The organism is Burkholderia sp. WSM2232 (assembly GCF_000472545.1).
Lineage (GTDB): Bacteria > Pseudomonadota > Gammaproteobacteria > Burkholderiales > Burkholderiaceae > Paraburkholderia.
Genome location: NZ_KI421432.1, coordinates 333,499 through 346,167 on the forward strand (window position 1 = coordinate 333,499; position 12,669 = coordinate 346,167).

At 63.5% G+C, this 12,669-nt stretch carries 9 protein-coding genes; 4 read left to right on the forward strand and 5 right to left on the reverse strand.

Annotation, left to right across the window (positions count from 1 at the left end; translation table 11 throughout):
* The first annotated feature begins 19 nt into the window (after nucleotides 1-19).
* Together F757_RS0131310 and F757_RS0131315 are read left to right on the forward strand one after the other, a co-directional pair.
* Nucleotides 20-1,273 carry an ABC transporter permease gene (locus tag F757_RS0131310; protein WP_027214786.1) on the forward strand — a complete coding sequence of 418 codons (1,254 nt, stop codon included), beginning with the start codon at nucleotides 20-22 and terminating at the stop codon, nucleotides 1,271-1,273.
* Between the two features lie 23 nt (nucleotides 1,274-1,296).
* Entirely contained in the window at nucleotides 1,297-2,124 is an 828-nt protein-coding gene (locus tag F757_RS0131315) for an ABC transporter permease (protein WP_027214787.1), read from the forward strand.
* Nucleotides 2,125-2,216: 92 nt separating this feature from the next.
* Here F757_RS0131315 and F757_RS0131320 read toward each other — a convergent pair whose 3' ends face one another.
* Nucleotides 2,217-3,455, reverse strand: coding sequence for a cystathionine gamma-synthase family protein (locus tag F757_RS0131320; RefSeq protein ID WP_027214788.1), 1,239 nt, complete (start codon nucleotides 3,453-3,455; stop codon nucleotides 2,217-2,219).
* A gap of 279 nt (nucleotides 3,456-3,734) precedes the next feature.
* Between F757_RS0131320 and F757_RS0131325 the strand changes: the two genes are divergently transcribed.
* Nucleotides 3,735-4,733 (forward strand): LysR family transcriptional regulator, encoded by a 999-nt coding sequence (locus F757_RS0131325; protein WP_027214789.1) that lies wholly within the window; start codon nucleotides 3,735-3,737, stop codon nucleotides 4,731-4,733.
* A complete protein-coding gene (gene dctA, locus F757_RS0131330) occupies nucleotides 4,730-6,040 on the forward strand; it encodes a C4-dicarboxylate transporter DctA (RefSeq protein ID WP_027214790.1) in 1,311 nt (436 codons plus the stop codon). Before F757_RS0131325 ends, dctA begins: the two co-directional genes overlap by 4 nt.
* A gap of 99 nt (nucleotides 6,041-6,139) precedes the next feature.
* Here dctA and F757_RS0131335 read toward each other — a convergent pair whose 3' ends face one another.
* The 4 genes from F757_RS0131335 to F757_RS0131350 all read right to left on the reverse strand — a co-directional run bounded on the left by F757_RS0131335 (nucleotide 6,140) and on the right by F757_RS0131350 (nucleotide 12,431).
* Entirely contained in the window at nucleotides 6,140-6,922 is a 783-nt protein-coding gene (locus tag F757_RS0131335) for a substrate-binding domain-containing protein (protein ID WP_027214791.1), read from the reverse strand.
* A 76-nt stretch (nucleotides 6,923-6,998) separates the two neighbouring features.
* A complete protein-coding gene (locus F757_RS0131340) occupies nucleotides 6,999-8,297 on the reverse strand; it encodes an MFS transporter (protein ID WP_027214792.1) in 1,299 nt (432 codons plus the stop codon).
* A gap of 121 nt (nucleotides 8,298-8,418) precedes the next feature.
* Nucleotides 8,419-11,301, reverse strand: coding sequence for an ATP-binding protein (locus tag F757_RS34475; protein WP_051376910.1), 2,883 nt, complete (start codon nucleotides 11,299-11,301; stop codon nucleotides 8,419-8,421).
* Nucleotides 11,298-12,431, reverse strand: coding sequence for a substrate-binding domain-containing protein (locus tag F757_RS0131350; protein WP_027214793.1), 1,134 nt, complete (start codon nucleotides 12,429-12,431; stop codon nucleotides 11,298-11,300). The genes F757_RS34475 and F757_RS0131350 overlap by 4 nt, the downstream gene beginning before the upstream one ends.
* Nucleotides 12,432-12,669: the final 238 nt, after the last annotated feature.

A 12,669-nucleotide genomic window follows, 5' to 3' on the forward strand; every position in this document is an offset into this window, starting at 1 on the left:
GCAGAACGAGATCACGAACATGCCCGCATCGATCCATGCAACGACCGCCGGTTCTCCCGCGAGAGCCGATGGCCGCGCATCGTATGACAAGGCGCAACGGCGCGCATCGGTGCGGGCGCTTGTGCTCGCGTTACCGCTCATCCTCTTTCTGTTGTCGACATTTGTCGCGCCGATTGCGATGCTTCTCGCACGCAGCGTGCAGAACCACGAAGTTCCGGACAGCATGCCAGCGCTAACGCAGGCATTGAATGCATGGGACGGCCGCGGCGTACCGGACGAACGCAGCTTCATGCTGCTTGCCCAAGGCCTGAAGCAGGCTCAGGAAGGCGGGCAGCTCGGCACGGTCGCGCGCAGACTCAACTTCGCGCAGCCCGAGTTTCGCAGTCTATTGATGCGCACTGCGCGTAACCTTCACGAAGCCGCGCCACCAGCGTGGAAACCTGCGTTGATCGAGATCGACGAACGATGGAACTCGCCGGAAGTCTGGCGCCTGCTCAAGCGCGCCGCCGAGTCGCCGACGCCCGACTATCTGCTCGCCGCCGTCGATGCGCAAGTCACGCCCGAAGGCGGCGTCGCGTCAATGCCCGCTAACGCGTCGGTTTATCGCGAAGCGTTCATTCGCACCATCTCGATCAGCGCAACCGTCACGCTGCTGTGCCTCGTGCTTGGCTATCCGGTCGCGTGGCTGCTTGCCAATCTGCCGGCGAAAAGCAGTAGCCGTCTGATGCTTTTCGTGATCGTGCCGTTCTGGACGTCGCTGCTTGTCCGCACGACCGCGTGGTATGTGCTGCTGCAACCCGGCGGCGTCATCAACAGCGTGTTGTCCGGGCTGGGTCTTGCCACGCATCCTGTACCGCTCATTTTCAATCGCACGGGCGTTCTGATCGGCATGACGCATGTATTGCTGCCGTACATGATTCTCGCAATCTATTCGGTGATGAAAAGCGTCTCGCCCGTCTATGTGCGAGCGGCCAAGTCGCTCGGCGCGCATCCGTTCACGGCGTTCGTGCGAGTGTATATGCCGCAAACGCTGCCAGGCGTCGGCGCCGGATGTTTTCTCGTGTTCGTGCTTGCGCTTGGCTACTACATTACGCCCGCGCTGCTCGGCGGCGCAGGCGACGAGATGATCAGTCAGCTCATTGCGATTCAAACCAACACGCAGCTCAACTGGGGACTTGCGGGCGCGCTGTCGGCGTATCTCGTGATCTTCACGGCGATCTTCTACTTCCTGTTCAACCGTATCGTCGGCATTGACCGGCTGCGTTTCGGTTAATCGGCCTGCCGAAGGACACACTCATGCAAGACAAACGCAACACGGTGTTGACGGAGCGCATTGCCGCGCGCTGGGTGCGCTTGCATACCGCGCTCGTCCTGTTCTTTCTGATCGCGCCTATCCTCGCCATCATTCCGCTCTCGTTCAATTCGGGCTCGTATTTCTCGTATCCGATGCAGGGCTTTTCTTTTCGATGGTACGAGCAGGCCTTGACGAGCGCCGACTGGCAGCGCGCGTTGTTGAACAGCGTCGGCATCGGCGCGGCGTCAACGCTGATTGCGACCTGTCTCGGCACGCTCGCTGCGTTGGGGCTGTCGCGCTCGCAGTTCCCGCTGCGCTCGGTCATCATGCCGATCATCGTTTCGCCGATGATCGTGCCGATCGTCGTGGTAGCCGCCGGCTTCTATCTGATTTTTGCGCCGCTTGGGCTGGTGAACTCCTACCCCGGCGTGGTGCTCGCGCATGCGGCGCTCGGCACGCCGTTTGTCGTGATTACGGTGACGGCATCGCTGCTGTCGTTCGATCAGAGTCTGTTGCGCGCCGCCTCGGGTCTCGGCGCGAAACCGTGGACCGCGTTCCGTCGCGTGACGTTGCCGCTCATCATGCCCGCCGTTGCAACGGGCAGCGTGTTCGCGTTTGCGACGTCGTTCGATGAAGTCATCGTCATTCTGTTCATCGGCGGGCCGGATCAGAAAACCGTGCCGCGCCAGATGTGGAGCGGCATTCGCGACTCGATCGATCCGTCCATTCTCGCCGTCGCCACCATGCTGATCGTATTTGCGGTGCTGCTCTTTGCCAGCATCAACTGGTTGAGAGCGCGGGCGGCGGCGGCGAATCAGGCGCTAACCTGAATGTGCCAACCGTTGCGCATGTCAGGTAGCGCTCGCGCAATCGCGTGTCCAAGCTCCTGCATGACTGCTGTCAGCGCGCGGCGAATCGCACATCAAGCCGCCTTCAGCGCCTGCGAGAAATCCGCGATCAGATCGTCAATATCCTCGATACCCACCGACAGCCGCAGCATTCCGTCCGAAATGCCCATCGCCTTGCGTGTTTCGGCTCCGGCCTCGAAGAAAATAGTGGGCGCTACGGGAATGATGAGCGTGCGCGTGTCCCCTAGACCCGTTGCCTTGATCGGCAATTTGAGTGCGTTGACAACCTCCGCCATACGCCCGGCGTCGCGCAATTCGAACGACAGCAGCCACGACGCGCCCTTGAACAGCGCCTGCGCGATGTCGTATTGCGGATGACTCTCCAACCCCGGATAGAACACTTTGCCGACGGCTTCGTGTTTCTCCAGAAAACGCGCGAGTGCCAGCGCGTTCTCGCTGCTTTGCTTCACGCGCAGCGCAAGCGTTTCGGCGCCCATCGCGATGGAGTGCGCCTGTTCGGACGACAACGACGCGCCCATGTCGCGCAAACCCTTCTTGCGGATCTGCAACAGACCCTGCTCTTTCGGCGCTGCGCGCCGATAGTCGTCCGCAATGTTCGGATAGGCGCTCCAGTCGAACACGCCCGTATCTGTAACCGCGCCGCCGAGCGCGGCGCCATGACCCGCAATCGTCTTGGTCAGCGAATTGATGACGAGACTCGCGCCGACCGCTTTCGGCCGGAACAAGGCCGGCGACGTAATCGTGTTATCGACCACATAAGCAATGGCGCGCTCGCGGCACAGCTCGCCGATGCGCTGCAAATCCGGAATCTGCGTGCCAGGATTGGCGATGCTTTCGACGAACACCATGCGCGTATTCGGCCGTAGTGCGTTTTTCACGTTCTCCGCGTCGCCTGCATCGACAGTCGTGACTTCAATACCGAACCCGCGCAACGTGCCGAACAGGCTATTGGTGTTGCCGAATACGTACTGGCTCGAAACAAGGTGATCGCCTGCGCGCAAAAGCGTCAGAAAGGTCGCCGTAATCGCAGCCATGCCCGTGCCGAAGCAGATAGTGCCGACGCCTTCTTCCAGGCTTGTAATCTTGCGTTCGAGTGCGGCGGTTGTGGGTGTGCCCTGGCGCGCGTAGTTAAAGCCGCCTTTGCGCGTACCCTGGAACACGCCGATCAGATCTTCGACGCGCTCAAACCCGTATTGCACGGACGTGTGAATCGGCTGGCGCACGTCGCCGAATTCGTTGCCCGCGATTCTGTCGCCATGCACGATGCTCGTGGTGAAGCCTTGCTTGTCCATCGTTTTTCGCCTCTGAAGTCGATTGCAGCGGCACATTATGGCCGCTAACCCGCGGTCATGCGATCTTCGCCGCTGCGCCTGAGGTTTTGGTCTTTGGGGTCTGCATATTATGCGCTCTACGGCCGCTGCTCGACTGGGCCGCGTGACCGGTCGCCGCCGCGGCAATGACGAAACGCTAAGACCTGCACGCAAGCGCTCGAAGGTCGCGCGGGTACTTCATGATGGCCGCCTCACACAGCGTCATGCAAAATGTGCGCATCCAGGATGTGGAGGGTGCCCGTGGGAGTGAACTTCGATTTGAATGACTTGCAGGCGTTTCGCGCAGTGGTGGAGTTAGGGAGCTTTCGCAAGGCCGCCGAAGCGGTCAGCATCTCCCAGCCGGCCCTGAGCCGCCGCATCGAAAAGCTCGAGGGGGCGCTTGGCGTGCGTCTGTTCGAGCGCACCACGCGCAGTGTCACGCTCACCACCGTCGGCCGCGTGTTCGCCCCGAGCGCGGAACAACTCCTCGACGATCTCGACGTCGCGCTGCTCGGCATTCGCGATGTTTCGTCCAGCCGCCTCGGGCATGTGACGATCGCCTGCGTGCCGTCCGTGGCCTACTATTTTTTGCCGGCCGTGATCGAGAGCTATCATCGCCGCTTTCCGCGCATCCGCGTCAAGCTGCTGGATTCGAGCGCGAATGAAGTGCTGGGCGCCGTTATCAGCGGCGAAGCTGACTTCGGCGTGAGCTTCATGGGCAGCCAGGAGCCTGAGCTCGAGTTCAAGATGCTGCTGGAGGAGCGCTTCGTTGCAGCCTGCCGTCGCGATCATCCGCTGGCTGGCAAAAAGCGCGTGACCTGGAACGAGCTTTACGAGCACGAGTACGTTTCTGTGGACAAGACTTCGGGCAACCGCCTGCTGCTCGACCAGGCGCTTTCGGCCGTGGCGCCGCGCGCACCGAGCGTGTGCGAAACCCGCCATGTGACCACGATGCTCGGCCTGATCGAAGCGGGGCTCGGGGTTGCCGCGGTGCCCTCTATGGCCATGCCCGGACGCGATCATCCGATCCTCACGAGTATGCCGCTCGTTGAACCGGTAGTGAAGCGCCGCGTGGGAATCGTAAGACGCCGCGGACGTCCGCTGACGCCAGCCGCCCAGGAGTTTCACAAAACGATTGTCGAGCTCAAGCGCGGCGGTCTGGCGAAGAACGATGCATCGGGCAATCGTGCGTCTACGAAAAGTGCGCCTGCAAAAAGCACATCTACGAAAAGACAGCCTGTCAGGAAAAATACACCGTGAGGTGGGCAAGACCGCTGCGTTCGCTGTATCTGCAGGTTCTGCTGGGCATGCTGGCCGGCATGGCACTCGGCCACTTCCTGCCGCACGCGGGCGCCTTGCTCAAGCCGCTCAGCGACGGGTTCGTCGGCCTCGTGCGCATGATGATCGCGCCGATCGTCTTCTGCACGATCGTCTCGGGCATTACGTCGCTCGCGAGCGGTAAGGCGGTAGGCCGCACGATCTTTCAGGCATTGGCACTCTTCTATTCGCTTACTGCCGTGGCGCTCGCGATCGGACTTGTTACCGCCTTCGTGCTGCGGCCGGGTTCGGGCATGCATATCGACGTGCATCATCTGGATGCGAGCGTGCTTGCGCAATATGTGAAAAGTGCGCAGCCGCACGGCCTTGTCGCATTCGCGCTCGGCGTTATTCCCGAGACAATGCTCGGCGCTTTCGACAAAGGCGAGGTGCTGCCGGTGCTGCTGCTCTCGCTGCTGTTCGGATTTTCGCTCAATGCGTATCCGAACGCTGCGAGGCCGGTGCTCGCGCTAATCGACGGCATGGCGCAGACCTTGTTCCGCATTCTCGCGATGATCATGCGGCTCGCCCCGCTGGGCGCATTCGGCGCGATGGCGTTTACGGTGGGCCGCTTCGGCATTCGCTCGGTCGGCTCGCTCGGCATGCTGATGGGAGCCTTCTATGTGGCATGTCTGCTGTTCATTGCGCTAGTGCTCGCTCCGCTCGCACGGCTGCACGGATTCGCGCTTTGGCGGCTGCTGCGTTACGTGCGCGAGGAATTGCTGATCGTTCTCGCGACATCGTCGACGGAGCCGGTGCTGCCGCGCCTGATCGCCAAGCTTGAAGCGCTTGGCTGCGAGAAGGGCGTCGTAGGACTGGTACTGCCCGCCGGCTATTCGTTCAATCTCGACGGCACCGCGATCTATCTGACGCTCGCATCCATGTTCATTGCGCAAGCGTGTGACGTGCCGCTTTCCGCGACGCAAATCGCGATGATGCTCGCGGTCATGCTGGTTACCTCGAAGGGAGCGGCAGGCGTATCGGGCAGCGGGCTCGTCGCGCTGGTCGCGACCCTCACGGTGCTTCCCGATCTGCCGGTAGCCGGTGTGGCGCTGCTGGTAGGCATCGACCGCTTCATGTCCGAGGCACGCGCGCTCACGAGCGTAATCAGCAACGCGTGCGCGGTGATTTTCGTGTCGATGTGGGAAGGCGCTTGTGACCGTACGCGTCTTGCGCAGATGCTTGGGTCGGCAACGCGCGACGGCGCGGACGCTGCGAAGGGCGCGGCCAGTGATACCACGGGGCCGTGACGGAAAGGCCGTGCTGATGCGTGGCGCACGATGCACGACACACCACGCACCACGCACGATGCGCCGCAGGCGACGGCAAGCCTTCCTTATGCCGGCAACTCAATGAGTGGAAACAGTATCGAGCCCGGTCGATCTGACTTCGGCTTGCACGCCGGGCGAAGCCAGGTAGTCGAGCAGCGCTTTCGCTTCCTTCGGATGCTGGGCGGCGACGGGAATGCCGGCTGCGAAACGCGTGACCGACTGTAGCGACTCGGGAATCTTGCCGACGAACGTCACGCCCTTCACCGGCAGCAATTCGCTCACCTGCTGGAAGCCAATTTCGTAGTCGCCGTTCGCCACCACCGAGGCCACCGGAATCCGCTGAATTTTCTGGCTCTTCGCCTTGACCTGATCTTCAATGCCGAGCTTCCTGAACAACTCCCGCTCGATATAGACACCGCTCGCGCTGTCCGAGTAAGCGATGGACTTCGCATGCAGCAGCGTCTGCCGCAGCCCCTCGGGCGAACTGATGTCAGGCTTCGCCGCTCCTTCGCGCACGACCATGCCTATGCGCGAATCGGCCAGCTCGACACGCGATCCGGGGATCACCTTGCCCTTCTGGACCAGGTCGTCCAGTGCATAGCCGACCATGATGACGGCGTCGGCAGGCTCGCCACGTTCCAGCCGGTTCGGAATTGCTTCAGGCGATTTGCCCATCGACGGACCGAGCGCGGTGTCGAGCGTGTTGCCCGTTTCGGATGCAAACCTGGGCCCGAGCGCCTTGTACGCGGCGGTAAAGCCGCCGGAACTGATGACGTGCAGGTCGGCGGCCTGCACGTTCGCCGTGGCAGCCGTCGTCGCGACCAGTGCCGCCGCGCAGAATTTCAGAAGCAGGTTTCTCATGATCGGAATTGTCTCGAATGGTTTGAGTTCGAATGAGGCGCAGCGACGCAACGACCTGGCGGCGCAACGGCACACATCAATGTGCCGGCGTCAGCGTCGGTGCGCGGCGGCGATACAGCGCAAACGTCGCGAGAAGCGCGCACGTCGCGGCAAAGCTCATCCAGTAGCCGGGCGCGGCCTTGTCGCCAGTCATGTGAATGAGCGCTGTCGAGATGGCCGGCGTGAAGCCGCCGAACACCGCCGTCGCGAGACTATAGGCAAGCGAGAAGCCCGCGACCCGCACCTGCACCGGCATCACTTCCGTGAGTGCGACGATCATCGCGCCGTTGTACATGCCGTACATGAACGACAGCCAGAGCAGCACCAGCAGCATGTTGACGAAGCTCGGGGCGTGCGCGAGCAGTGACAGCGCCGGGTAGGCCGTGGCAATGGCGAGCAGCGTCATGCCGACGAGCAGCGGCCGGCGGCCGATCCTGTCGGAAAGGGCTCCGCCAACAGGAAGCCACACGAAGTTCGACACGGCGACACACAGCGTGACCAGCAGACTGTCCGCGGTGCTCAAGTGCAGGACGGTCTTGCCGAAAGTCGGCGCGTACACCGTGATGAGATAGAAGCTCGCGGTGGTCATCGCGACCAGCATCATGCCCGCGATCACCACGGCCCAGTTCTGCCCCAGCGTGCGGAACACTTCGCCCATGCCCGGGCGATGCCGGCGCGCCTTGAACTCCTGCGTTTCCTCCAGGTTTCGACGCAGCATGAAGATGAACGGCACGATCATGCATCCGACGAAGAACGGAACGCGCCAGCCCCAGGCTGCAATGGCGGACGCGTCGAGCCACTGGTTGAGCGCGAAGCCGAGGCCCGCGGCGACGACAATCGCCACCTGCTGGCTCGCTGACTGCCAGCTTGTGAAGAAGCCCTTGTGGCCGGGCGTCGCCATCTCGGCGAGATACACCGACACGCCGCCCAGCTCGGCGCCTGCCGAAAAGCCTTGCAGCAGCCGGCCAACCAGCACGAGCGCGGGCGCCAGAAGGCCGATTGTCGAGTAGCCCGGTACAAACGCAATCAGAATCGTGCCGCTCGCCATGATGGAGAGCGTGACGATCAGGCCCTTGCGGCGGCCCACGTCGTCGATGTACGCGCCGAGCACGATCGCGCCCAGCGGCCGCATCAGGAAACCGGCGCCGAACACCGCGAAGGTCATCATCAACGAGGCGAATTCGCTGCCGGCCGGAAAAAAGACGCCGGCAATCTGCGTCGCGTAGAAACCAAACAGAAAGAAATCGAACTGCTCGAGGAAATTCCCGGCGGTCACGCGGAAAACCGCCGCGGCCTTGGACTGTCCGGGCGCAAGAGTGGAAGGCGAGGGGTGCATCGATGTGTCTCCTGAAATCCTGCAACATGCGGTGGTCCGCACTTTGCCGTTTCAGGAATGATGTCCTGCCGCGGGTAAAACGATAAGTGCAATTTTTCGAACGATTGATGTCATCTGGTTATCAATCATGGGCGCCTGGCGCGCCGCCCGCCGGGTTGTCCGCGCCGATCTGCGGAACCGGCTGCCCGCCCCTGTATCGCTCGACGAAACCGAGCAGCGCTTTGGTCTGGTAATGCCCGGCCAGTCGGCAAAGCATGTCCGCAAAAGGACGGTAGCGTTCGTCCAGTTCGCTCAGGTGCGCGGCATGGTGGGCGATGGCACGCATGTCGCCGAGTCGCGCCAGGTAGTGCAGTGCTTCCACCTCTTCTTGCGGCGGCGCGATCAACGCACCGGCAGAGGCATCGTCTATGTCTACAACGGATCCGTCCGCCGCGGCGGCGGGGCGCGTGTCCGACGCAGTGTCGCTCCACTCGAGATCCAGCAGGGCCGCGATCTGCGACAACAGAACCGTCAGGTCCACCGGTTTCGACAGAACGGCGTTCGCTCCCGCCGCCAGACTTTTCGCGGCATCGCTCCCGGAGGCGCCGGCTGACACCGCGACAATCGGCAGGCTGCCGAACTCCGGCATGGCTCGCAGGCGTCGCGTGGCTTCGAGCCCGTCCATGCCGGGCATCACCACGTCCATGAGAACGAGCGCCGGTTGCAGCGCGCTGGCTTTTTCCAGCGCTTCGAATCCGTTGCCCGCCTGGGCCATCTCGAAGCCGAGCGGCCCCAGCATGTCGACCACCACCTCGCGGTTCGCGGCTACGTCATCCACGACGAGAATTGTTTTGCGCGGGCCCTTGTAGCCGCTTGCCGTCCATTCCGGCCGAACGACGGTGGCGCCGGCCGGCACCACTGGCGCGTCCACCTCGAACGAGAACGTGCTGCCCGCGCCAGGGCGACTCTCGACGTGAATTTCGCCGCCCATCAGGCGCACGAACTGCCGGCTGATAGCGAGGCCCAGCCCCGTGCCGCCCATCTGGTGCTGCGCGTCGCTCACCTGCTCGAAAGGCCGGAAGACTGCCTCCAGATGTCCCTCGTCTATGCCGATGCCTGTGTCCTGCACGGTAAAACGCAGCCGCATTGGCGGCACCCAACCGACGCGCAGGCACACGCTGCCGTGCTCCGTGAATTTGATCGCGTTGGAGAGCAGGTTGAGCAGCACCTGGCGCAGCCGTTTTTCGTCGACCCGCACGGCCGCCGGCAGATCGGAAGCCCGTTCGCAGGAGAAGGCGAGGCCCTTTTCGGTTGCCTTGACCCGCATCGTCTCCGCGATGAAATGGATCAAGCCCTCGAGCACGACTTCGCCGAGGTGGATCTCCACTTTCCCGGCCTCGATTTTCGCCATATCCAGAATGTCGTTGATGATCGCGAGCAGGTGTTCGCCGCTGCGCTGGATCACCGCGATGCCGTCGGCCTGGCGTCGATCGAGGCTTTTATCGCGCTTCAGGATCTGCGCGTATCCGAGTATCCCGTTTAACGGCGTGCGCAACTCGTGGCTCATGTGCGCAAGGAAATCGCTCTTCGCCTGGTTGGCGGCGTCCGCATGCTCCTTGGCCACGGCGAGTTCGGCGGTGCGCTCGCGAATCATGTCTTCAAGGTGCTCGCGATGGCGCCGCAGTTCCTCTTCGGCTCGCTTCTGCTCGGTAATGTCGCGTGAGATGCCGAGCAGGAACTGCGGCTCGCCGCGCACGCCGGCAATCGGAATCTTTATGGTATGCACGAGTCGCGGTCCATGACGGGTGTGCACGGGCTCCTCCGGCACGTCGACGCGTTGCTGCGACTCCAGCACGTCGCGGTCCCTCAGCGCAAAAAATTGCGCCTCTTCTCGCGGAAACAGCTCGTGATCCGACTTGCCGATGAGTTCCTCGCGCCGGTAGCCGAGCAGTTGCTCTCCCGCCTTGTTGAAACGCACAAAGCGCAGCGTCGCCGCATCCTTGACGAAAATCATGTCCGGAATATTCTCGACGATGCTGTCGAGAAAGTGTTCGCTTGCCCGCGCAGCCTCCTCGGCATGCTGGCGTTCGGCGATCTCCGCCGTGCGGCCCGCAAGCGCCGTGCTGAGCTCGGCGGTGCGCTGCGCGACGCGCGCCTCGAGTTCTGCGTTCAGTTGCTTGAGCGCGTTCTCGGCCTGCCTGCGCTGGCGCCGGTCTTCTAGAAACTGCTCGACGGCGCGCGCCATATCGGCAATCTCGTCGCCGCCGCGAACCGGCACGCCGGCCTGGGTGCTGTCGACATCGCCATGCCGCAGGTAGTGACTGACCCGGCGCAGCCGCCCCACCACGCGGCGACCCAGCAACGCATGCGCGATCAGCCACGCCAGCAGCAGGCTCACTGCGACGCCGCCGCTCACCCACCGGCGCGTGCGGTCTGCGTCGTCGGCCAGATGCTGGACGGCCTGCCGGTAGTCGCGCGTGAAGTAATCCGCCTGCTCGCGCGCCGCGGCGGCCAGCGCGTCGGCCTGACGGCGCAGATCGGGCTCGAGGCTCCTGGATGACGCGCTGGACGCCGGCGCTGTCGTCGGCGAGCTGGCCGCGCTCAGCGCGCTCTCGCGCATCTGCGCTTCGATGTTGACCGTGTTGCGAAAGCGCTGGCTGGAGCGATGCAGCGCCAGCGCGTCGACACTGACGCCTTCGCTCGTGGTTCCGGAGGCGAGGCGATCTACCAGGCGATCGAAAGTAGCGAGTTCCTCGATCACGTGCCGATGAATGTCGCGCACCGTTTCCACAGTATTGCCGCTCGACAGCTGCAACGCCTGGCGTTCGATCAATAGCGTGAGCTGCGCCAGGTTGTGCGCGTCTTCCTGACGCGCGAGCCGCTCTTCCGCCAACTGGCGGATTGCGTGGGCCGAGCCGGCTAACGAGTAAATGGTCGTGGCGCCGACGGCCACCACCAGGGCCGCGAGGCAGGAGACCACCAGCGCGAATTGCGCGCCAAGCGATTGCGGAAGCGGAAGTTTCACGGGCGCCGCCAGATATGGCGGTAGATGTCGCGGTAGCCGTTGGCCGGGTCGTAGACCAGACGGTCGCCGCCGTCCTCCGCGACGTTTTCCGCCGTCACGAGATGCACCGGAACGACATAGCCCGTCACACTTTCTCCGGCAAGAAGCCGGTTCATTTCGTCGACCAGTTGCCAGCCGTGCAGATTCAGCGGCTCCGCCACGGTGCCCGTCTGGAAGGTGCCCGTGCGGATACGCAGGAACGCGGACTCGCTGCCGTCCCCCGCCGAGAGCATCGCCATCGCGCTGTTCGGCATGCCGGCCTGGGTCAGCACCGGAGCGGCGTAATCGAAGTAGATGTCGTTCACCGCGAGCGCATGAGTCCAGCGCTTGCCGTACCGCGCGAGCAACGCGTGTGTCGTGTCCGGCATCTGTTCCTGGCTGCGAGAAATAGGCACGTCGCGCACGTCGAGCAAAGTGCAGCCGCCGCACTCGCGCACGACGGCCGCCATTTGATCTGCCTTGGTCCGGGCAATGCGGAAATTCGAGTCAGTGAAGATCACCACTCCCGCACGTCCGCCTGACTGGACGATAGCCGCCAGCGCGGTGACGCGCGCGACTTCAAGTGGGTCTGTCGCGACGTTCATGGCGAGCGGCGTACCGGGCACCGGTCCCGCCTTGTCCGCGACATGCCAGCCGACTACCGGAATGTCGCGCTGGGCAAACGGCTGCAGTCCTGCCGACAGCGCACGGGCGTCGCCGCCCACCAGAACGAGCCCGTCAGGGTGGCTTGCCAGTGCATTTGCCAGCATCTTGAGTCGCAGGTCCGGCGTGCCGCCAGAATCGAAAATCTTGACGCTCCAGCCGATGACCTTCGCCGCCTCCAGCACGCCGTCGACCACGCCGACAATGCCGCCGTTGCGCAAGTCTTCGGTGACGACGGCAATGTGCTTGCCGGCCTGGGCGCGTGGCCCGTCGCGCGGCAAGTTCCAGGGAGCGCCGGATTGCGTCGCGGCATTGACGACGCGCTTTGCTTCACTCAGGTAATCGGTCGCGGCAAGCGTGACGGTGGGCGCCGCAACCGCCGGTGTGTCCTGCGCCGCAACAAACGAAAGCAGGCACGCGCATTCCCATGCCAGAAGCCAGCCCCTCATGCTGTTCCCCCAGGGCCTCGTCGGGGTTGAATGTCCGCCGTTGACGATGTACCCAGATGCCGCGCGCAGCCGCACGATGCGCATCTGATACTACACCGCTGTGGCTTTCGCATTGTGTCGTGCGCCAGTGCTCGCCGACCGTCAGGTAGTGCCGATCCGCCTCACCGACTGGCCGCTCGACGGGTGCGGCGCGTTGAGCGCATTGATGGCGTCGATCATGCCATCGCCGATGCTGCCG

Excerpts from the sequence above, each read along its gene's own strand:
- F757_RS0131310 (WP_027214786.1), top strand. The coding sequence starts at position 20 with ATGCCCGCATCGATCCATGCAACGACCGCCGGTTCTCCCGCGAGAGCC.
- F757_RS0131315 (WP_027214787.1), top strand. The coding sequence starts at position 1,297 with ATGCAAGACAAACGCAACACGGTGTTGACGGAGCGCATTGCCGCGCGC.
- F757_RS0131320 (WP_027214788.1), bottom strand. The coding sequence starts at position 3,455 with ATGGACAAGCAAGGCTTCACCACGAGCATCGTGCATGGCGACAGAATC.
- F757_RS0131335 (WP_027214791.1), bottom strand. The coding sequence starts at position 6,922 with ATGAGAAACCTGCTTCTGAAATTCTGCGCGGCGGCACTGGTCGCGACG.
- F757_RS0131340 (WP_027214792.1), bottom strand. The coding sequence starts at position 8,297 with ATGCACCCCTCGCCTTCCACTCTTGCGCCCGGACAGTCCAAGGCCGCG.
- F757_RS0131350 (WP_027214793.1), bottom strand. The coding sequence starts at position 12,431 with ATGAGGGGCTGGCTTCTGGCATGGGAATGCGCGTGCCTGCTTTCGTTT.